18 protein-coding genes, 1 tRNA gene and 1 pseudogene are annotated in these 20,314 nt (G+C 46.0%); 17 read left to right on the top strand and 3 right to left on the bottom strand.

Annotation, left to right across the window (positions count from 1 at the left end; genetic code table 11):
* Positions 1–7 precede the first annotated feature (7 nt).
* The 9 genes and pseudogenes from LRY47_RS12640 (at position 8) to LRY47_RS12605 (ending at position 6,433) form a co-directional block, all read left to right on the top strand.
* Positions 8–616 (top strand): 4Fe-4S dicluster domain-containing protein, encoded by a 609-nt coding sequence (locus LRY47_RS12640; protein ID WP_295225997.1) that lies wholly within the window; start codon positions 8–10, stop codon positions 614–616.
* Positions 617–674: 58 nt separating this feature from the next.
* The gene (locus tag LRY47_RS12635) at positions 675–1,940 is read left to right on the top strand and encodes a radical SAM protein (protein ID WP_295225995.1); all 1,266 of its coding nucleotides are present in this window, start codon (positions 675–677) and stop codon (positions 1,938–1,940) included.
* Positions 1,930–2,598: a molecular chaperone TorD family protein gene (locus tag LRY47_RS12630; RefSeq protein WP_295225993.1), complete on the top strand. Its 669-nt coding sequence runs from the start codon at positions 1,930–1,932 to the stop codon at positions 2,596–2,598. Before LRY47_RS12635 ends, LRY47_RS12630 begins: the two co-directional genes overlap by 11 nt.
* Before the next feature lie 2 nt (positions 2,599–2,600).
* Positions 2,601–2,822, top strand: a pseudogene (locus LRY47_RS14205) (4Fe-4S dicluster domain-containing protein); the annotation flags it as partial.
* 18 nt (positions 2,823–2,840) lie between these two features.
* Positions 2,841–3,614 (top strand): 4Fe-4S binding protein, encoded by a 774-nt coding sequence (locus tag LRY47_RS12625; protein WP_295225991.1) that lies wholly within the window; start codon positions 2,841–2,843, stop codon positions 3,612–3,614.
* A 186-nt stretch (positions 3,615–3,800) separates the two neighbouring features.
* Positions 3,801–4,520, top strand: a complete 720-nt coding sequence (locus tag LRY47_RS12620; protein ID WP_295225989.1) for a response regulator transcription factor — start codon at positions 3,801–3,803, stop codon at positions 4,518–4,520.
* Between the two features lie 485 nt (positions 4,521–5,005).
* A complete protein-coding gene (locus tag LRY47_RS12615; protein WP_295225987.1) occupies positions 5,006–5,215 on the top strand; it encodes a type II toxin-antitoxin system Y4mF family antitoxin in 210 nt (69 codons plus the stop codon).
* Entirely contained in the window at positions 5,208–5,516 is a 309-nt protein-coding gene (locus LRY47_RS12610; protein WP_295225985.1) for a HipA N-terminal domain-containing protein, read from the top strand. The genes LRY47_RS12615 and LRY47_RS12610 overlap by 8 nt, the downstream gene beginning before the upstream one ends.
* Entirely contained in the window at positions 5,513–6,433 is a 921-nt protein-coding gene (locus tag LRY47_RS12605; protein WP_295225983.1) for a HipA domain-containing protein, read from the top strand. Before LRY47_RS12610 ends, LRY47_RS12605 begins: the two co-directional genes overlap by 4 nt.
* 177 nt (positions 6,434–6,610) lie before the next feature.
* Here the strand turns inward: LRY47_RS12605 and LRY47_RS12600 are convergent, their stop codons facing one another.
* Complete coding sequence (locus LRY47_RS12600) at positions 6,611–6,997, bottom strand: biopolymer transporter ExbD (protein ID WP_295225981.1); 387 nt, start codon at positions 6,995–6,997, stop codon at positions 6,611–6,613.
* On the bottom strand, positions 6,978–7,445 hold the full coding sequence (gene exbB, locus LRY47_RS12595) for a TonB-system energizer ExbB (RefSeq protein WP_295225979.1): 468 nt from the start codon (positions 7,443–7,445) through the stop codon (positions 6,978–6,980). Before exbB ends, LRY47_RS12600 begins: the two co-directional genes overlap by 20 nt.
* 240 nt (positions 7,446–7,685) lie before the next feature.
* Here exbB and LRY47_RS12590 point away from each other — a divergent pair, with 240 nt between their 5' ends.
* From LRY47_RS12590 to LRY47_RS12555, 8 genes are read left to right on the top strand one after another with little or no spacing between them, the layout of a single operon-like run.
* Positions 7,686–8,570: an ABC transporter substrate-binding protein gene (locus LRY47_RS12590; protein ID WP_295225977.1), complete on the top strand. Its 885-nt coding sequence runs from the start codon at positions 7,686–7,688 to the stop codon at positions 8,568–8,570.
* Positions 8,567–9,583 carry an iron ABC transporter permease gene (locus LRY47_RS12585; protein WP_295225975.1) on the top strand — a complete coding sequence of 339 codons (1,017 nt, stop codon included), beginning with the start codon at positions 8,567–8,569 and terminating at the stop codon, positions 9,581–9,583. The genes LRY47_RS12590 and LRY47_RS12585 overlap by 4 nt, the downstream gene beginning before the upstream one ends.
* Positions 9,580–10,356 (top strand): ABC transporter ATP-binding protein, encoded by a 777-nt coding sequence (locus LRY47_RS12580; RefSeq protein ID WP_295225973.1) that lies wholly within the window; start codon positions 9,580–9,582, stop codon positions 10,354–10,356. Before LRY47_RS12585 ends, LRY47_RS12580 begins: the two co-directional genes overlap by 4 nt.
* Positions 10,356–12,539: a TonB-dependent receptor gene (locus LRY47_RS12575; RefSeq protein WP_295225971.1), complete on the top strand. Its 2,184-nt coding sequence runs from the start codon at positions 10,356–10,358 to the stop codon at positions 12,537–12,539. The genes LRY47_RS12580 and LRY47_RS12575 overlap by 1 nt, the downstream gene beginning before the upstream one ends.
* 7 nt (positions 12,540–12,546) lie before the next feature.
* Positions 12,547–16,437 carry a cobaltochelatase subunit CobN gene (cobN, locus tag LRY47_RS12570; RefSeq protein WP_295225969.1) on the top strand — a complete coding sequence of 1,297 codons (3,891 nt, stop codon included), beginning with the start codon at positions 12,547–12,549 and terminating at the stop codon, positions 16,435–16,437.
* The gene (locus LRY47_RS12565) at positions 16,434–18,290 is read left to right on the top strand and encodes a VWA domain-containing protein (protein WP_295225967.1); all 1,857 of its coding nucleotides are present in this window, start codon (positions 16,434–16,436) and stop codon (positions 18,288–18,290) included. The genes cobN and LRY47_RS12565 overlap by 4 nt, the downstream gene beginning before the upstream one ends.
* The gene (locus LRY47_RS12560; protein ID WP_295225965.1) at positions 18,283–19,269 is read left to right on the top strand and encodes an ATP-binding protein; all 987 of its coding nucleotides are present in this window, start codon (positions 18,283–18,285) and stop codon (positions 19,267–19,269) included. Before LRY47_RS12565 ends, LRY47_RS12560 begins: the two co-directional genes overlap by 8 nt.
* Positions 19,269–19,973 carry an energy transducer TonB gene (locus tag LRY47_RS12555; protein WP_295225963.1) on the top strand — a complete coding sequence of 235 codons (705 nt, stop codon included), beginning with the start codon at positions 19,269–19,271 and terminating at the stop codon, positions 19,971–19,973. The genes LRY47_RS12560 and LRY47_RS12555 overlap by 1 nt, the downstream gene beginning before the upstream one ends.
* 129 nt (positions 19,974–20,102) lie before the next feature.
* On the opposite strand, the gene LRY47_RS12550 is transcribed toward LRY47_RS12555, so the two are convergent.
* A tRNA-Leu gene (locus LRY47_RS12550) sits at positions 20,103–20,188 on the bottom strand.
* Between the last annotated feature and the right edge of the window lie 126 nt (positions 20,189–20,314).

Below are 20,314 nucleotides of genomic sequence, written 5' to 3'. Positions count from 1 at the left end.
GTTCAAAATGTCACAAAAAGGATTTTACTTTAATCAGACGAGATGTATCGGCTGTGATGCCTGTCTTGTTGCATGTAAAGACTGGAACAGTGTGAATGCCGGTCCCGCCTTCTGGCGGAGAAGAACCGAAACAGAAGCAGGAGGTTACCCCAATCTGCAGGTTTACCAGCTTACAATGGGTTGTAACCATTGCGCAAACCCTGCCTGTGTCAGTGTTTGTCCTATGGGCGCAATACACAAAAGAGATGAAGACGGCATAGTCATTGTTGACAGGACTGCTTGTATTGCCTGCAAAATGTGCCTTGCTGCCTGCCCTTTCGGGGCACCTCAGTATGCAGACGATACTCAGGAACCAGAAAAGGATGACTCATGGAACGTTGACCATCCAATGCAGAAATGCACTGGCTGCTGGGACAGAGTGGCGGCAGATAAGCAGACAGCATGTGTTGGAGCATGCCCTCAGAGGGCGATAGATTTCGGAGTTCTTGAAGATCTGAAATCAAAATATTCCGGTACAGAGTCGACTGTTACGGGTTACCCCACACAGGCGGTTAACTCGGCAAGTTCAACTTTAGGGAAGGATCTTGAGCCTTCCATAATATTCAAAAGGAAATAGTAACCCGTATTTACCGGAGGCAGTTTGCGCTGCCTCCGGACTATAAAGTTGTGATGCTATGATAAATAAAGAAATCAGCAGATACGAACGTATTTATTGTGAATTTGAAAAAGCTGTCCTCGGAGAAGGACTGGCTTTTGCAGACGACAGAAAAGCGGAGACGGAAAGTCTCATCGCGGAAATTAAAGCTTTGGGCGGCACTGTCGGTATCGGTTCCAAAAGCGTTGTCGTAAATAGACGATCCGCCGCCTGTGATCATTGCAGAACCGGAGCCGGATCGAAAACATTTATTATTTCTCTGGACTGTAACAGGGACTGTTATTTCTGTTCCAACAGAAATCAGGAAAACTATGATCAGAAAATCAATACAGTTTTTAATATAAAAAGAGAGTTTGAAGATTATTCCAGAGCTGCGGCTAAAGTCAGATCTGTCGCTTTGACAGGGGGCGAACCGTTGCTTTATCCCGATGAGTGTATAGATTTTTTCCGTACAGTAAAGAGATATGACCGTAAAATACATACGCGGCTTTATACAAACGGCGACCTGATGACCGATGAAATTTTAAAGATGCTTTCAGGCTGTATCGACGAGATAAGAATATCTCTTAAAGATACAAATGGAAAATACGACAGCATGGAGCTGGAACAAAAACTTTTACTGGCAAAGAGGTATATCAATCATGTGACTGTTGAAATGCCTGTTTTGCCTGATTCGTATGATGAAATGATACCTCTTTTAGATGTCATGGAGAGCTGTGAAATTTTCAGCGTCAATCTGCTTGAATTCCTCTTTCCGTGGCAGAGACCACAGGAATACACGGACAGAGGTTACGGTATAAAACACCGTCCTTACAGAATATTATACAAATATGACTACGCAGGCGGTCTTCCGGTTGACGGAAGTGAAATCGTTGCTCTTGAATGTGTCCGATACGCTTTGAAGAATAATTTCAAAATAGGGGTACACTATTGCTCCCTTGAAAATAAGCTTACATCCCAAATATATTCTCAGAATGCCGGAACTAAAATCAGCACTTATGAAATGTTTGACGAAGATGATTTTTTCATAAAATCCGCAAAAGCATGGGGTGAAGATGCCTGTGTAATAAAAAGGGCATTGGACAGTCGGGGGCTATATTATTGCTTTGATGAATCTGTCAGCAGTATTGAATTCAGAGTGACTGATATAGATAAAATCAGTCCGGAGAAAGATGCGGAAGCAGCTATTTCGTACTGTGTGACAGAGTGTTCAGGACAAAATAAATATATAAGAGAAATCAGTCTTAATAAAGTTGTCATAAAAGGAGCGGAAAATGAATGCTGAAGCAATTGATATGGATTTGTTTATGAAGGGCAGATTTAATCTTTATTCTGAATTGTCAACACTCTTCAGCTCATTTTTATCATATGAAAGGGTAAGTGTTCTGAGAAGCCTCATTCTGTTATATCAAGAGGCGTTTGGTGCTGAAGAGAAGCTTGCGGCAGAAATGATCATATCAAAAATCACCGCATGGATGGATACAAACCGCGCAAAGAAGGACAATGTTGATTTTGAGCTTGAGATGGCAAGAGAGCACACTAAATATTTCGTATTGGGAGTTAAAAAAGTTCCCGACACTGCTTCTGCCGTATTATCCGTGAAAAAACTTATCAAAAGGGAACAATGGGTGGATTGCAGAAGATACTACCGCAAATATGGATTCAGCTTGCCGGCAGGGGCAGGTAAGCTTGAGGATTCCCTTGAAATCCAGTGTCTCTTCATTTGCACGATGATACGGAAAAGATTTGGCGCAGAGATATCAGAGGAGTTCCTTTCCACACAAAGAGATTTTATCGGAAATCATATGTTGAACTGGCTGGGGCTTTTCGGTGAAAAATTAATTGCAATGTCGTCTGCTGACAGTATTTATAACGCATTAGCAATGGTGCCTTATGTTTTGGTCAAGACCGATCTGGAGTGCATCATCGGTTTGTCGGAGTAAACATGCTCAAATTATTCGGTGGGATGCAGAATACAGGCTATTCCCCTGTTAAACCGGAATCCAACCATTGTATTGCGATGTTTCATAAGAATGTGGAGTGTCGCGACTGCAAAACCGCTTGTAATACCGATGCGATAAAAATCGGCAGACCGGGAACAGGTATATCTGTGGACAGCTCTAAATGCACAGGATGCGAAAAGTGTATATCCGCGTGCAACTACGGAGCTTTTAAACGTTCCGGTATGACGGAAAAGAAGTGGTGTGACAGTATAATTGATGGATTGAATACAGCTGAGCTTGTTATCGGATGTAAACCGATAAAAGCTAAAAATATGAGAACAGTAAACTGTTTGGGAAGCATACATGTTGTTCATGTTCTTTATTGGCTTAGTAAAGGTATTAAAAAGGTAGTTTTTAAATTTGATGACTGCGGTCGTTGCGGAAAAGCAGATGGTGACACCCGTATTGCGGAACAGCTGCGTTCACTTGAGACTTTTACGGCAAGCCTTAAAGGGTGTTCGGTAGAAATAAGCCTTGGTGAAAATGAAATTACGCTATTTGCCGATGGTTTTGCAGTATCAGCAGCAAGCGGCAGATTAAGAAATCAGAGTTTGAGCAGAAGAGATTTTTTTAAAACTTTAGGTCGGGAATTCGCTGTAAGTGTGAATGATATCGCAGACGCTGTTACAGTTCAGGAAAATTCAGCGGTTGACTTTAATGGCAAAACTGGACTTTCCCATAGGGTTGTTCTTTTCAGAGAGACGTTTTCTTTAATTAAACATCTGGTGACGAAAGACATTCTTTTAGATAGAAAGTTTCCCTTGTGTACACTGCAAATAGACAAAGAAAAGTGTTCAGGATGCGGAATCTGCATAAAACTTTGTCCGACAGGTGCGTTGAAAGAGGATACCGAAGGCAGTTTTAACCATAACTCATTGTTGTGTAACGGCTGCGGTGTATGCACCAAAGCCTGCAATAAAGGCTGTATTTCAGTGAATGAGAAAGTTTTAATATAATAGAAGTTAATTATATGTTTGTTAGGGCTGACATATAAGCGGTTTTTATTGTTCTGGGGGGTTGTTGAAATAGGTTACGCGCAATTGCCCAGCCCTGACATCTCTTGTAGGTGTTTTAAGAAAAGCCGCTCTATTTTGAAAGGGGCGGCTTCTTCCAATGAGTGATAAGAATGAACGGGTGCTTTCATGCTTGAATTATTATCTGAAAATATGTGTCTGAGACTTCTTCTTATTGAAGAGGATTACGATTTGGCGGAAGAAATAATAGATTATATGGAAAAGAGGCATTGTTCGACCGACTTTACCGCATCTGGACAACAAGCTATCTCTCTTCTGAAGGATAACGTTTATGATGTGATACTTCTCAGCATCAATCTTCATAGAATGAACGGTTTTGATATCTGTTCCAATATCAGACAGGTTCTGTGTCTTAAGATTCCGGTCATTATTCTGACAAACAGGATAGATTCATCAAATATACTAAAAGGCTTGAGATGCGGAGCCGACGATTATATCTCAAAACCGTTCAGACCTGATGAATTGTTTACCAGAATACAGGCGGTTTTAGAAAAACAGAAAATCCATTCCTGTTCCGGTTTATTTAAAATAGGTGATCTGACCCTTGACCCGGAGAAAGGAATTGTAAAGCGCGGGGAACATAATATCAGGCTTTCCGCAGTATGTTTCCGTATTCTTCATCGGCTGGTAGAAAAATCTCCGGGGTTTGTTTCCCGTGGGGAGCTTGAGTACGATCTTTGGCGTGACCAGCCTCCTCTGAGTGACGCGCTGAAGGCTCATTTTTGGGTTCTGCGAACCCTTGTTGATAAACCTTTTAATAAGCGTCTTATTTATTCGGTTAGGGGAAGGGGTTATAAAATTGAAGATCTGGAAGTGCATATCAATTAGTTTTTTCATATAAATTTTAACATCCTCAAATATATGATTATCAAAGCTCACTCCCGCATACCCCCGCTTTTTCCTGTTTGCTGTCAGAATTCTGCCAGAATGAGTTTTTGTAATTTGGAATTGTTAGCGTAAGCTCCTTCTGCTAGTGGACAAATTCTGAACAAGAGTTTTTTGCATTTGATGTCCCTCCAGACTAGACTTCCTAAGACTTGGTCTTCATTCTGACGTAAAACTCCAGATATTTTTGGTTCTGGTTTATGAGAGAATGATACTTGTGAAGAAAGATGTACTTTAAACATTTAAATATATATTCAAAAGAATTCCCTTTATAACGGGAAATACTTGCAAAAACTAATCTTTATAGCTCAGCTTAATAAAAACTGGAGATTATTCCCTTTATGGAGGGATAAATACTTGATTTTTTAATTTCGGTAGTGAATAATAGATATAAGCACTAAATATTCCCTTTATGGAGGGTATTTCTGATGGAGCTTGCAGAAATTATAAGAGATGTCAGAAAAGCGGCAGGACTTACACAGAAAGAGCTTGCCAATCACGCCGGAGTTGCCAAAAATCTTATTTATGATCTTGAGAAAGGAAAGATGACTGTAAAGTATGAAAATATACTGAAAGTTTTGGATGTTCTTAATATCAAGATAGAATATATCTCTCCTTTAGGTAATAGAAATGCGTAAGGCAATAATTTTTCAACAAGGGAGACCTGCCGGATATCTTGCCGAAACTGAACACGGGTATGAATTTCTGTATTTACCAGATTACTCCGGGTCTGCAATTTCTTTGACAATGCCAGTATCTGATGTGCCTTATATTTTTAATGATTTTCCACCTTTCTTCGACGGGCTTTTGCCTGAAGGTTATCAGTTGGAATCTTTGCTCAGAAGACTGAAAATTGACCGCACAGATTCATTCTCACAACTGATAGCTGTGGGGGCTGATCTTGTCGGCTCTGTCACAGTTGAGGAGGTGACAGAATGAAATGCCCTATTACCTATATGGAAACTGACAGCAGATACAGCACTGATGGTTTGAAAGCGATTAACCGAAACCTAAAAAAATTGCATGATTTACCCTACACCAAAGACGAGCTCCGTTTTGAGGCAGCAGCAAGGTCTGAGAAAATGTCCATACAGGGTGTCCAGCCTAAATTGTCTGCAAGATTGAACATAAAAGATGGCATTTTGGAACTTTGCGACAGGGGAGGGCAATATATTCTGAAACCTCAGTCCGCAGACTATCCTGAACTGCCAGAAAATGAAGATCTGACAATGCGGCTGGCAAAGACATACCACCTGGAAGTTCCCCTCCATTTCATGGTTTATGGAAAAGACGGCTCTTTGACATATGTTATCAAGAGATTTGACCGTAAAGGCAAAAATATGAAATTGTCGGTTGAGGATTTTGCTCAGCTGTCAGGTGCGACAAGAGACACCAAATATCGTTCCAGCATGGAGCAGGTTGCAAAAATAATAGAAAAATATTGCACCTTCCCGCAGATCGAGAAAGAAAAGCTTTTCAGGCTGACTCTATTTTCATTTATTACAGGCAACGAGGATATGCACCTCAAAAACTTTTCCCTGATATATGAAGGAGTCAAAGTTAAGCTTTCCCCTGTTTATGACCTTCTGAATACGACAATAGCGATTCCAAACCCAATAGAGGAGCTTGCATTGCCTCTAAAAGCGAAAAAAAACAAAATAACGAAGTCAGACTTTATAGATTATTTTGGTACAGAACGACTTGGTTTGAATGAGATAATAATTGATAAAGCGGTCTCCCAGTTACAGTCTGTTTCTGCTGAATGGGAGAGTACAATCAGAGCAAGTTTTCTATCTAAAAATATGCAGGATAAATATATACAACTACTCTTAGAGCGTCAGCAAAGGTTATTTTAGAATTACAAATATTAAATATATAATAAATATATTTGCATGCAAACAAGTTGGCAATTTGTAAATTCAAAATACGAAAACTAAATTTATGTATTAATTTATTCTGTCAGATATTGATATTTTATCTTTGCTAATTTGGAGGGATATGGGAACTATTTGCCATGTTGCCGTTCTTATTATTTATTTCTTCACAGCCGTTTTCAGGTCTATCTGTTCAAAGCCTTTGGATTTGAGTAATGTCATAAGGTCAACAAGCGGCTGAACCTCTGATTTTTTGTCGGCGTAAACGGATATGATGTGTTTTTTGTCCAGATTATCAATGAATTTGCTGAAATCATCGAGGGTGACATCTTTACCCCCGTAAATATAATTCCCTGATTCCGTAATCTCAATTGAAACGGGTTTTATGCTCTGCTCAGTGTTTTCAACTTTCTTCGCTTCAGGTAGTTTGACTTTCACAGCTCCGGTTGAGATAAAAGTTGCCGTAGCCAGCACGATTGTCAGAAGCACCAGCATAATGTCGATGAAAGGAACGACATTTATGGAATCAAAACTCTTCTCCCGCATTAATTGCCTCTTTGTGTAATATCATTTCATTTATTTTTCTTATAAGGATGTTATAGAGGATTACCGCCGGTATTGCGGTGACAAGTCCCGCCGCTGTTGCCTTAAGCGACATGGCAAGCCCCGTCATGATGGCTTCCACGTCCGCCGAACCGCTGATACCTATGGCATAGAACGTCTGCATTATACCCAGTACAGTGCCCAAAAGCCCGACATATGGTGCATTCGTTCCAACAGTTGCAACTATATACACTCTTTTTGTAAGTGCTGATTCGTATGCCTGAACAGTTTTGAAACTGTCGTGCCGTATTTTGCGGAAATAGCTGAACCGCTCAACCGCCACAGCAACAGCGATGATGCTCATCAAAGCCAGCACACCCATAACTCCGTAATCAACTGCCAGTGTTATGCCGTTCATGTGTCCCTCCGTTATCAGCAGAAACTTTATCACGCCGAATCTCATTTCACAAGTCAAAGTAATATGATTGTATAAATAGTATTACTGAATCATTGACATGTTGGAAGTGGCGTGTTAATTGTATGACTTATTCAAGAAAAGTATTATTCATTATTTGCACTAAATTTTATTAAAAGTCAATAAGTGGTGTTTCTTATGAAACTTAAAGTGTTTTTTTCAATTTTAGTGTTTATGCTATCTTTCCACTCATACGCAAGACCAATTCGCATTGTTGTGCTGAACAGTGACGGACTTGAGGTCATGCGAGCCTTGAAAGCCGATAATATGGTTGTCGGCATCAGTGACGTCATAGCTAAAGAGCCTTCTTTCTGGGGTAAGTATGCAAAATATCCCGTGGCTGGCGGCTGGCGTGACCCCGACTATGAAGCGATAGCGAAACTCAGACCAGACTATGTTTTGAGCTATGTGAAATCTCCGGGTGCAGAGGCAGAGGATAAATTCGGCAGACTTGGCATAAAGATGCTTCGTTTTGATTTTTATAAAATTTCATCATTTGAGAGAGAAGTAACTGAATTTGCCTCTGTGCTTGGCAGACAGAAAGAAGCAGCGGAGCTTCTATCGTGGTGGAAGCCGCTTTACAACAGGATAAAAAACGATACCTCAAAAGTTAAAGAACTACCGAAAGTATATATCGAGGGCTACGGCATATTCCGCAGTTCCGGTCCCGGTTCAGGCTTTCATGAGATGATCACTCTTGCCGGAGGAAAAAATATAGCCGGAGGTGCATCCATCCCGTATCTGGAGGTAGAACCTGAGTGGGTCTACACCCAGAAGCCTGCCTATGTTGTTAAAATGATTCCCGACAGGGACTGCTACGGCGGCGGATGCGGCGGCAGGCTGAAAGAAACCTATGACGAGATAAAGAACCGTCAGGGGCTTCGTCTTCTGGATAGTGTCAAAAACGGCAAAATTCTTATTCTTACGTCTGATCTGGGACCCGGACCCCGCGCGCTTCTGGGTGTGGTGGAGATGGCGAAAAGACTTCATCCGGAACTGTTTAAGCATCTTGATCCGGCAGCTTTGAACGCAGAATACCTTCGCCGTTTTCAGGGGCTTAAATATTCAGGAGTATACGTTTATCCTCCGGTGTCCAGATGACGGCGGTTCTTAAATACAGAAAGTATGAGTTAAAACGCATCCTCATCGTTCTGCTTCTTGCCTTTCTGACCGTCGTTATGGTTGTTGTATCTGTGTTCATGGGTTCTTCCGGAACAGGTTTTAAGGAAGTGTTGACAGGGCTTACCGATAAAGGCTCATCGGACTACATGATACTGTGGGAACTCAGGATTCCCAGAATCGTGATGGCGGTTCTCGTGGGCTGGGGGCTTGCTCTTTCGGGCGTAGCCAGTCAGATATCCCTGCGCAACCCTCTTGCATCTCCTTTTACACTTGGCGTTTCGTCCGGCGCAGCTTTCGGTGCGGTGCTTGCTATTATGTATGGTGCAAGCGTCCCATGGATAATTGCTGCCTGCGCTTTTGCTGGTGCAATGCTCACCACGTTGGCAGTGCTTGCCATCGGTCGGGTCAAGGGTGCGTCACCAGAAGCTTTTATTTTGTCCGGTGTTGCCCTGATGTTTCTGTTTTCCGCTCTTACATCCCTTATGCAGTACACGGCAACTCTCCAACAGGTTCAGGCAGTTGTGTTCTGGATGTTCGGGAGTCTTGCCAATTCAACATGGAACCAGATAGGCATAACGGCTGCTTTTGCCGTTCTTCCGAGTGTTTGGTTCATGCGCAGAGCATGGGATTTCAATATGATGATAGAGAGCGATGAGACAGCGAGAGCCTGCGGAATTAATACGGGGAGACTCAGATTCACAGCGATGATGCTTGCGGCTCTCATGTGTGCATCTTCCATCTGCTTTACCGGTGTAATAGGTTTCATAGGACTCGTTTCACCCCATATCTCACGCCTTCTTCTTGGCAGTGATCATAGATTTCTTTTTCCTGCGTCAGGTCTTGTGGGCGCAATACTTGTCATAACTGCGGACACAGCGGGCAGAACACTCTGGAACCCGCAGGTCATTCCGCTCGGAATAATGACGTCATTTATCGGAGTTCCTTTCTTTCTGTGGTTAATACTTAAAAAAAGGATGGGAGGACACATATGATAGAGGTGACCTCTCTTTCGTTTTCATACGGGAAGTTAAATATATTGAACAACATCAGTTTTTCCGTACCCAAAGGGCAGGTGACCGCTCTTATGGGACCAAACGGTTCCGGAAAAACCACACTGCTGCGTTCTGTTATGAATATTCATAAGCGGAGCGGCGGGCTGGTGACGGTAAATGGTCGCCCGCTTGAGAGTATCCACAGGGACGAGTTTCCCCGTGTGATGGCATACGTTCCGCAGCATATATCCAACCGCTTTCCGGTTAAGGTGTTCGATGCGGTGCTGATGGGCAGACGGAAGAACCTTTCGTGGCATATTCCTTCTGCTGATATTGATGCTGTGGAGGCTGTGCTTGATCGCCTTGGGCTTTTAGAGCTTGCCATGCGGGATATGACTCAGCTCAGCGGCGGTCAGCGTCAGAAGGTTGCTCTGGCAAGGGCTGTGGCACAGGATGCAGACTACATAATACTGGATGAACCCACAAGCAGTCTGGACGTGCGCCACCAGATAGAGACTATGGAAATAATTTCTTCACTGGCGGCGGAAGGAAAGGGGGTGCTCATGGCTATACATGACATTCAGCTTGCGGCAAACAGATCCGACAGAGCTTTAGTTTTAAGCGGCGGCAGGGTGTATGCATCCGGCAGTCCCGCAGATATTTTAAATGAGGAAATGCTGAGAAAAGTATACGGAGTAGAGGCGGAAGTGACTATGGCAGGAGGTATTTCCGTCGGTATACGAGGTCTCAGTTTTAATAAAGAGGAGGAGTAATGAAGAGAATTTTACTTGTAACGGTTATTGCGCTGGCAGCCATGTCGGCACCCGTTTTTGCGGAGGATTCCGCAACACTTGAAGAGACGGCTGTTACAGCCACCAGAACCACCACAGCGGTTGAGGATGCACCTGCCAGCGTGAGCGTAATTACTGGCGATGAAATCAAACAACACAGCATATCAACCATCGACGATGCACTCAAATATGAAACAGGAGTTATGGTCGGCAGAAATAAAGGGATTATGTCTGCGACGCCCAGCATAGCCCTGAGAGGGCTGAACGGTCAGGACAGAACGCTTATTATGATCGACGGTATCCCTGTTAATGATGGTTACAGTGCAGGGGTGACATGGACACAGCTCGGTGTTCAGAACGTTGAAAGGATAGAGATTACTAGAGGTCCTGCGTCCGCTCTTTACGGCGGTCACGCTCTTGGCGGAGCGGTGAATATCATCACCCATAAACCCGCAGGAAGAGAGGGACAGGTCACTCTGGGAACCGGAAGCGACGGCACAAGAAAACTCAGTCTTTCATACGGTGATACTTTTTCCGATAAATTCGGTATCCGCATCGGGTACGAGCAGGAAAAAACCGACGGCTATGCAACGGGACTTGTGAGAAGAAGCGTGACATCCACAGTACCCACTGGCACACAGCTTTACGGCGGAGAGGCAACCACAAGCACTGCGGGAGCAGATCAGGTTATTGTAGGCGACACGGGACGCAACTGGGCAGAACGTCAGAACGTAAACCTTCAGACTTACTATACCCCCGATGCAGTTAGTATGCTTAACCTTAATATCCAGTGGGGACGCCATCAGTACGGTTATGACAGTCCCAATTCATATCTGACCGACGCAAGCGGAAACACTGCTTACAGCGGATATGTTGTGACTGAAGACGGCAGATACGCAACAGTAACACCCAACAGCTTTGTTTATTACAATGGAAACGGAGATGAAACCTATACGACTTATTCCGCTATTTACGAGAGAGATTTCGGCAAAGTGAATCTCACCGCAAAACTAAGCTACAGTGATAAGGATAAATGGTACACTTCCGCAGGAAGCTCCGGAACATATGATACCGCGGCAGGCACTCTGTCCGACTCAAATGTGAATACATGGTTCACTGATATTCAGGCTACAGGAAAAGCAGGCTCTAAGCATACCGTTACAGGCGGCTTCACCTACAGAGCCGACGACTATGATGCTTCAGGCTATTCTCTGTCATTTTACAGGGATGAGGACAGTAAAACTGCTAAAACGGACATTACACAGGGCAAGACAGACAACTACGGACTTTATGTTCAGGACGAATGGCTGCTTCCCGCTAATTTCACGATTTATGCGGGAGTGCGTTATGATTCCTGGAAGGCAACAGACGGTAAATCCGGTTCAATTGGGAGCGTTGAGGAGTTTGAAGAACCGTCAGACTCGGCTGTAAGCCCGAAAATAGCTCTCGTCTGGAAACCGCTGAAAGAAACCAGTCTCAGAACGAGCTACGGTACTGCTTTCCGTCCGCCCAGCATATACGACCTTTACAGAACATGGAAATCAGGAACAACCACTTATCACTCAAACCCCGATCTTGACCCTGAAAAGCTGAAAAGCTGGGAGCTCGGTTTTGATCAGTTCTTCTTTGCTAAAAAAATGAAGCTGACCGGAACCTATTACAGAAGCGAACTTAAAGATGCTCTGGAAAGAACCGCAACAGGTTCAGACAGATATATGCAGAACGTGGGTAAAGCAAGAATCGACGGTATCGAGCTTGGCATAGAATACCTGCCTGTAAAAAATCTGAAACTTTATGCGAACGCAGCATGGGTTGATTCAGAGGTTCTTGAGAACGATAACAATCCCGATTCCGAAGGCAAGAAACTCACTGACGTACCGGAAAAGGTATTCAACGTGGGCAGCAGCTACAAATGGAGAATGCTGACATTCGCTCTGGACGGTAACTATCAGGGCAGAATTTACACAGCGGATGACAATACGGACGTAGATGACGTATACGGCGGGTATACCGAACGCTGGCTGTGGAACACGAAAGTCATTGCCGAAATCGGCAAACACTTCGAGGTTTCCGGTGCAATAAACAATATATTCGACAAAGAATACTACGACTACTATGTGGGCAGAGAGAGAAACTACATGGTGGAAGTTACAGCGAAGTTTTAGAGGATAAATGATGCGGATAACGGGCATAGTATGGAGCAGCCATGCGCAGGCACTTATAAAAGGAGCCGCAGAGCTTGATTTTGTCAGGCTTAACATGTTCGGCTCAAAAGACATAGCAAGGGACGAATCTCTCCTGAAACAGGCTTTTGAAGATGCGGAAAATTCCGATGTGGTTCTTCTTTACCGTTCAGCCGATGTGTTCTGGCAGGAGGTTGAAGACCACTTTAAGGGTTCGGAAAAGACCGTAATATGTCTTAGCCACGATCCGTCCTACTGGGCTTTGTCAAATGTGTCTGTTCCCATACTGAGAAAGTGTGCGGAATATCTGCGCGCAGGGGGCAGCCGGAATGCGGCGGGGCTTCTGAGCCTCATCGCAAACGAGGTAATGGGAATCGGCTGCCCTGTTCCGCCCGTTTTCGAGTTTCCATGGCAGGGGGTGCATCATCCCTCTGCCCCTTCTGATCATTACGAGAATATTGATGATTACCTTGACTGGTACGATACCTATTGTATCGAAAAAGGGCTTTCGGACGCCCCCTGCGCCGGTATTCTTTTCAGCAGACACTATTGGGTGAACGGACAGCTTGATGTCGAGCATGAGATGATACGCGCGCTGGAGGATAATGGTATGCGGGTCATTCCCGCTTTTTCCAACGGAACGCGAGACAGCGATGTCGGCGCACTCGGCAGCGGCGGCACGGTAGAAAAATATTTCATGCGCGGCGATGAGGTAATCATTGATGTTTTTGTGAAAATGCTGACATTCTTTCTGGATCATTCCAGAGGTAACAGCATGGCAGATACCAAGGTTTCCATGGGTGGCACTGAGCTTCTGAAAAGGCTCAATGTTCCGGTGTTTCAGCCTGTGGTCTCCTCCTCAAAAACCATTGAGGAGTGGGAGGATGACCCGATAGGGCTGAGTGCCGATATCCCGTGGTCGATAGCTATGCCGGAGTTCGAGGGGGTGATAGAACCCTTCTTCATCGGCGGAATGAAAAAAGGCGAGTATGGTTCCGTGTCTGAACGGACGCCCCATAAGCGTCGATGCGGTGACCTTGCAATACGCATTGGGGAGCGTGTGCGGCTCGGAAAATCTCCTGCCGCTTCAAAACGGGTCGTTTTCATGCTCCACAATGCCGCATGTGCCTCAGTTGAGGCAACAGTCGGTTCAGGAGCCGGGCTTGATACAACAGAGAGCGTTGTCAGGCTGATGCATCTGATGAAACGGAACGGATTCGATGTGCGTGATATTCCGGAAAGCGGTGAAGCTCTTTCGCAGATGATTCTGACGAAAAAGGCGATAAGCGAATTCCGCTGGACGACGGTGGATGAGATAGTGAACAAGGGCGGCGCACTGGCGCAGGTGGACGTTGACACATATTGCAGCTGGTGGGACGAGCTGCCCGAAAAGATAAAGAACAGAATGTGCGAGGTCTGGGGCAATCCTCCGGGCGAGGCTGTGGGCGGCATGCCTCCGGCTATGGTGCATGACGGTAAGATAGTTGTGACGGGGCTTGATTTCGGAAACGTTCTGGTATGTGTACAGCCCAAGCGGGGCTGTGCGGGTGCGAGGTGTGACGGCGAGGTCTGCAAAATTCTGCATGACCCAGATATTCCGCCTCCACATCAATATCTCGCCACATACAGGTGGATTGAGAAGGAGTATGGAGCGCACGCAGTGATACATGTCGGCACGCACGGAACTCTTGAGTTTCTGCCGGGTAAGGGTGCAGGGCTTTCGGAAGCCTGCCTGCCCGACATAGTAATAGGCAAACTCCCCCATCTTTATATATATAACGCTGACAACTCCCCCGAAGGGATAATAGCTAAACGGCGCAGTTATGCCACGCTGGTGAACCATATGCAGGCTCCTCTCATACACGGCGGGCTGTACGGCGACTATCTGGAGCTGGACAGAATGCTTGGCGAGTGGGAACAGGCTAAGGTTTCGGATGCGGGCAGATGTCATATGCTGGAACATATCATCATCGGGCTTCTGGAGCAGATGAAGATGCAGGAGGAGCTTGGCTTCTTCGATCTGAACGCCGCCCGTTTTTCTGAGGTTAAGGATTCGGCGCATGGCGTTCTCAGCCGTATGCGAAATACCAGAATTCAGGACGGGATGCATATTTTCGGACATCTGCCGGAGGATGAAGCTGGCTACGTTTACGGCGTACTGCATTTTGATACTGCGGCGGATACGTCTCCCAGAAGGCTTGCGGCAAAACTTTTGTCTATGGACTTTGATTTTATGCTGAACAATCAGGGAACCACTGATGAAGACAGCGGATTTGACGGCGGAACCATGCTTGAAATGACTGATGCGGCGGCACAAAAGCTGGTACGGCTGTGTATGACTGCCGGCGCCGATGAACTTATAAACAGAATCACAGAGGAGTTCGGCGACTGCTCCGAACCTGAAAAATATTTGGCACTGCGGGAGCGTGCGCTGGATATACTGGAAAGATTAAGGCTTTCCACAGAAGATTTATCAATGCTTAATGCTGTAGATGGAGGATATACCCCTGCGGGCGCATCGGGTTTGATATACAGAGGCAAAGATGATGTTCTGCCCACGGGGCGCAATATGTTCTCTCTTGATCCGGAGAGTGTACCCACCAAAGCGGCGGCTGTTCTGGGCAGAAAACTTTCTGATGCGCTGATAAACAAGTATTTGAACGAAGAGGGCAGATTGCCGGAAAACGTGGCGTTCTACTGGATGTGTGCCGACATTATGTGGTCGGACGGAGAGGGGATGGCGCAGATGATGCATCTGCTGGGCGTGCGCCCTGTCTGGGCGGCAAACGGCAGGGTGCAGAGTTTTGAGATAATGCCTCTGTCGGAGCTTGGAAGACCGAGAATAGATTTGACAATCAGGGTCTCGGGCATAACAAGGGACAATTTTCCCGACAGGATAGCTCTGATTGACAGAGCAATTCAGGCTGTGGCGGAACTTGAAGAACCCATTGAGCTTAACTTTGTGAGGAAACACTCACTGGAGAATATAAAAGAGCAGGGAACAGACCCTGCTGACAGAAACGCATTCCGGCGTGCATCGCGCAGAATCTTTTCTGCCGCACCCGGAACATACAGGGCGGGTGTGAATTTGGCTGTGTATGCTTCCGCCTGGAAGACCGAATCCGACCTTGCAGACATATTCATCGCATGGAACGGCTATGCCTACGGCGATGGATATTTCGGAGAGGCTTCATACGAGGAGCTTGCCCGCTCGCTTGCGACAGTTGACGTTACTTTCAACAAAATAATGGACGATGCTCACGACCTTTTGGGTTGCTGCGGCTATTTCGGTAACCACGGCGGACTGAGTGTCACTGCCGGACATCTCAAAGGCGAAAAGATAAAAAACTATTACGGTGATACCAGAGAACCGTCAGCAGTCGAAGTGCGTACACTTTCGGACGAGATACGCAGGGTTGTAAGGACAAAACTTCTGAACCCGAAATGGATAGACGGCATGAAACGCCACGGTTACAAAGGCGCGGGAGACATCTCCAAGCGCATCGGCAGGGTGTTCGGCTGGGAAGCGGCGACAGGCGACGTTGACGATAAAATTTTTGATGACATCACCAGAACTTTCTTGGCGGATAAAGAGAACAGAGAATTTTTTGAAAAGCACAACCCGTGGGCTTTGGAAGAGGCTGCGAGAAGGCTTATTGAGGCGGAAGCCAGAGGGCTTTGGAACGCCGACCCGGAAATGCTGGATACGCTCAAAGACACTTATCTTGAGATAGAGGGTTGGATAGAGGAGCGTATGGGCGACATAGAAGGTGATTTTCAGGGCGGAAGCATCGACATCATCGGCGCGGATGAGGTTGCAGGCTGGAAAGAGAGTATTGATAAGATAAAGGACGCTGTTCAGAAGGTAAAAAAGAAATGACCCATCAGCCTGTTTTTCCTTTTATATCTATAGTCGGTCAGGAGGAGATGAAGCTTGCCCTGCTTCTGAACGCTGTAAACCCGAAGACCGGCGGCGTGCTTTTGCGTGGTGAAAAGGGGACTGCAAAATCTACTCTGGTAAGGGCTTTAAGCGCACTTCTGGACGTTCCGTTCGTAAACCTGCCTTTGAACGCAACTGAAGACAGGCTGGCGGGGAGTATTGATCTTGAGATGACAATGACCATCGGTGAGCGAAGTGTCCGTAAAGGGTTGCTGGCTGATGCTCACGGCGGATTCCTTTATGTTGACGAGGTGAATCTGCTGGACGATCACATCACTGATATCCTATTGGACTGCTCCGCATCAGGTGTTGTTCATCTTCAACGCGAAGGTGTTTCAGAGGTCTACAATTCAGAATTTGTTCTCGCAGGTTCAATGAACCCCGAAGAGGGTGAGCTGAGACCGCAGTTTCTGGACAGATTCGGGCTTTCTGTTCAGGTGACAGCTTCTGCATCCGCTATGGAGCGGGTTCTTTTGATGGAAAGCCGTGAAAGATTTGATGCCGATCCGCAGAGTTTTATTGCGGCGGCACAAGAGAGGCAGACAGAGCTTAAAAACAGAATACAAGCGGCACGCACACTGAGCGTGTGTGTCGATGATTCCATAATAAACTACATCGCCGAAACGGTGCTGAACGCCAATGCGGCGGGGCACAGGGCGGATATCGTCATAGCAGAGGCGGCGAAGGCTCATGCCGCTCTGAACGGCAGGGATAAGGTTCTGTGTGAGGATGTGGACGCAGTGGCTGAGTTCGCTCTGGCACACAGGCGCAGACAGATGGAAGCGCAGAATCCGGAAACCCAGAACGCCCCGAAAGAAAATAAACCTCAGCAGGATAAAGATAATCAGGAGACACAGGACAGTTCTCAGAGGACAGAGAACAACAGTCATGAAAGTGAGGGCAGCTCACAGCAACAATCCGAAGGTGCCGGCATGGAGACTGTTTTCAGTGTGGGTGAGCTTTTCGGCATAAAGAAGATAGAGACGGCAAAGGACAGGAAGAACAGAAAAGGGAGCGGCAGACGCTCACGCACCAGAACAGACGCAAAACATGGCAGATACGTTCGCGCCACCGAAAACAGAGGCTCTGGCGATATTGCCATAGATGCCACACTGCGGACAGCTGCGGCTAATCAGTTCATGCGTACACCTCCCGCAGGGTTCGCCATAGCCATTGAACACTCGGATATCAGAGAGAAGCAGAGGGAAAGGCGGATAGGTAATTTTATCCTGTTCATAGTGGATTCCAGCGGTTCTATGGGCGCGAGGGCGAGGATGGCGGCGGCAAAGGGAGCTGTGGTGTCACTGCTGCTTGATACTTATCAGAAGCGGGACAAGGTCGCTATGATAGCCTTTCGTGGCGAAGGGAGCGAAATTCTTCTTCAGCCCACATCCTCTGTTGAGCTTGCAGAAAGAAAACTGAGGGAACTGCCAACAGGGGGCAAAACTCCCCTTTCGGCGGCAATAGAGGACGGACGCAGGCTCACAGGCAGATATTTAAGACATAATCCTGATTCCAGACCTGTCGTTATCATTATGACAGACGGGCGGGCAAACGTGCCTTATGCAGATAGTGCAAATCCCCGCAAAGAATCTCAGGAGCTTGCCGCAAACTGGGCAAGAGAACAGAAAGACGTCAAATTTATAGTTATTGATACTGAAAAGAAAGGACTGGCGGATTTTGCATTGTCGGGGGAACTCGCCTCGGCACTGGGTGCGAAACTGCTTGAAATAAAAGATTTAAAGGCGGATTCGCTGCTGAATGCCGTCAGAGGGAGTTTTTCTGATGAATAGAATCGTATACCCTTTTCCCGCCATCGTGGGACAGGACGACCTTAAACTTGCACTTATACTTAATGTTATAAATCCGTCCATATCAGGAGTTCTTATACGGGGCGAAAAAGGAACGGCAAAATCCACGGCGGTGAGAGCCATTGCCAACATCTTACCCGAAATTGAGACGGTGGACGGATGCCCGTTCAACCTGCCGCAATACGGCGCTGTGCTTTGCCAAACCTGCAAAAAAGCGGAATGTGCTTCCGCTACGACAATGAAAAAGCGTGTTCCCGTTATGGAACTTCCTGTCGGAGCAACGGAGGACAGAGTTGTCGGTTCGCTGAATCTGGAATCCGCTCTGAAAGGCGGAAAAAGACAGTTTGAACACGGACTGCTGGCAGGTGCAAACAGAGGGATTCTGTATGTGGATGAAGTGAACCTTCTGGAAGATCATATTGTTGATGTGCTTCTGGACTCTGCCGCAATGGGCGTTAATACAGTTGAGAGAGAGGGCATATCCTTTTCCCATCCTGCAAAATTCACTCTGGTTGGTACAATGAACCCGGAAGAGGGTGAGCTTCGCCCTCAGCTTCTGGACAGATTCGGGCTGTGTGTGACAGTGGACGGCATACGGGATGTTGAAAAACGTGTCGAGGTTATCGAACGCAGACTGGATTTTGAAGCCGATCCGGAGGCGTTTGCAGATAAATGGAAAAACGAGTGTGCGGCGCTCACCGATAAGATAATTAGCGCTTTTGAACTTCTGAAAACCGTTGAGGCGGACAGGGATGCTATGATGCGCATTGCTGTTTTGTGTATGGAATCAGAAGTGGACGGGCACAGAGCGGATATAATAATGCTGAAGACCGCAAAAACTCTCGCTGCCTGGAACAGTAGAACTTCTGTTTTGGATGAGGATATTTCTGCGGCGGCAAGACTTGTTCTGCCGCACAGGATGCGCAGACAGCCCTTGCAGCAGGTTGGCAGGGCGAAATAATGATCCATCTGCTGAAATCTCTGTTGATTCATGCAGTAGTTTTCGGATGTGTCTTCTGGCTGTCCTCTTCGTTTGCTCAGGTGAAAAAAGAGGAAAATGTGCAGACAATCAGACTCTCCACATCTGTGGTGCAGGAATCTGTCGAAGAATCGATAAAAAAAACAGCTGAAGCTCCGAAACCGAAAACAGACAAATCTGAACCTGTTAAGCAAGTTCAGAAGAAAAAAACTGATCATGAAAGGAAAAAAATTGAGGTAAAACCTGTTATAACCGAAGCACCTGTGGCTGTAAGCTCTGTGGTGTCTCAGGCTGTTTCCGAAGTTGCTGAGGTTAAAGAGACGGTTTCCGCACCTGTCTCATCAGAAATTTCAGTTGCAAAGGCTGTACCGATTCAGGTGGCAGAACCAACAGAGGCTGAGGTCTCTGCCAGTTACAGACAAGCCAATCTTCACGGGATACAAGCGAAAATTAAAAATAAACTGGTGTACCCCATGATAGCCAGAAAGAATGGTTGGGCGGGGCGAACCGAAGTCGTTTTCAGACTTGAAAAGGACGGGAGCGTGAAAAATATCCGCATAGCAAAATCCAGCGGTTTTAACATTCTGGATAGTCAGGCTGTCGAGGCTGTCAGCTCCGCAGCTCCATTCGCCGCACCTCCCAGACCCATCGAACTGACCCTGCCTGTAACTTTCAATCTGCTATGATTATGTTAATTGTACTTAATAACGTTTAATATGGAATGCGATTCCAATATAAACAATGGTCGAGTAAAGGTAAATAATATGTGCATGTGAAAATAAAAAAGCCCAGCAAATGCTGAGCTTTTTTTCGTATGCCGAGAGGGGGACTCGAACCCCCACAGGCTTTGACGCCCACAGGATCCTTAGTCCTGCGTGTCTACCAGTTCCACCACCTCGGCCTTGCGAGAAACAGAAATTACATGAACACCAAATAAATGTCAAGAAACTTTTTTCACTTTTTTTATTTTTATTCTTTATTATATTCCTCCCTAATATGTTGACAAAAAAAGTGATAATAATTATAC

This window comes from Seleniivibrio sp. (genome assembly GCF_021209385.1).
Lineage (GTDB): Bacteria > Chrysiogenota > Deferribacteres > Deferribacterales > Geovibrionaceae > Seleniivibrio.
Note: the sequence above shows the minus strand (reverse complement) of the source record. Positions and strands in the feature narration are given on the sequence as shown.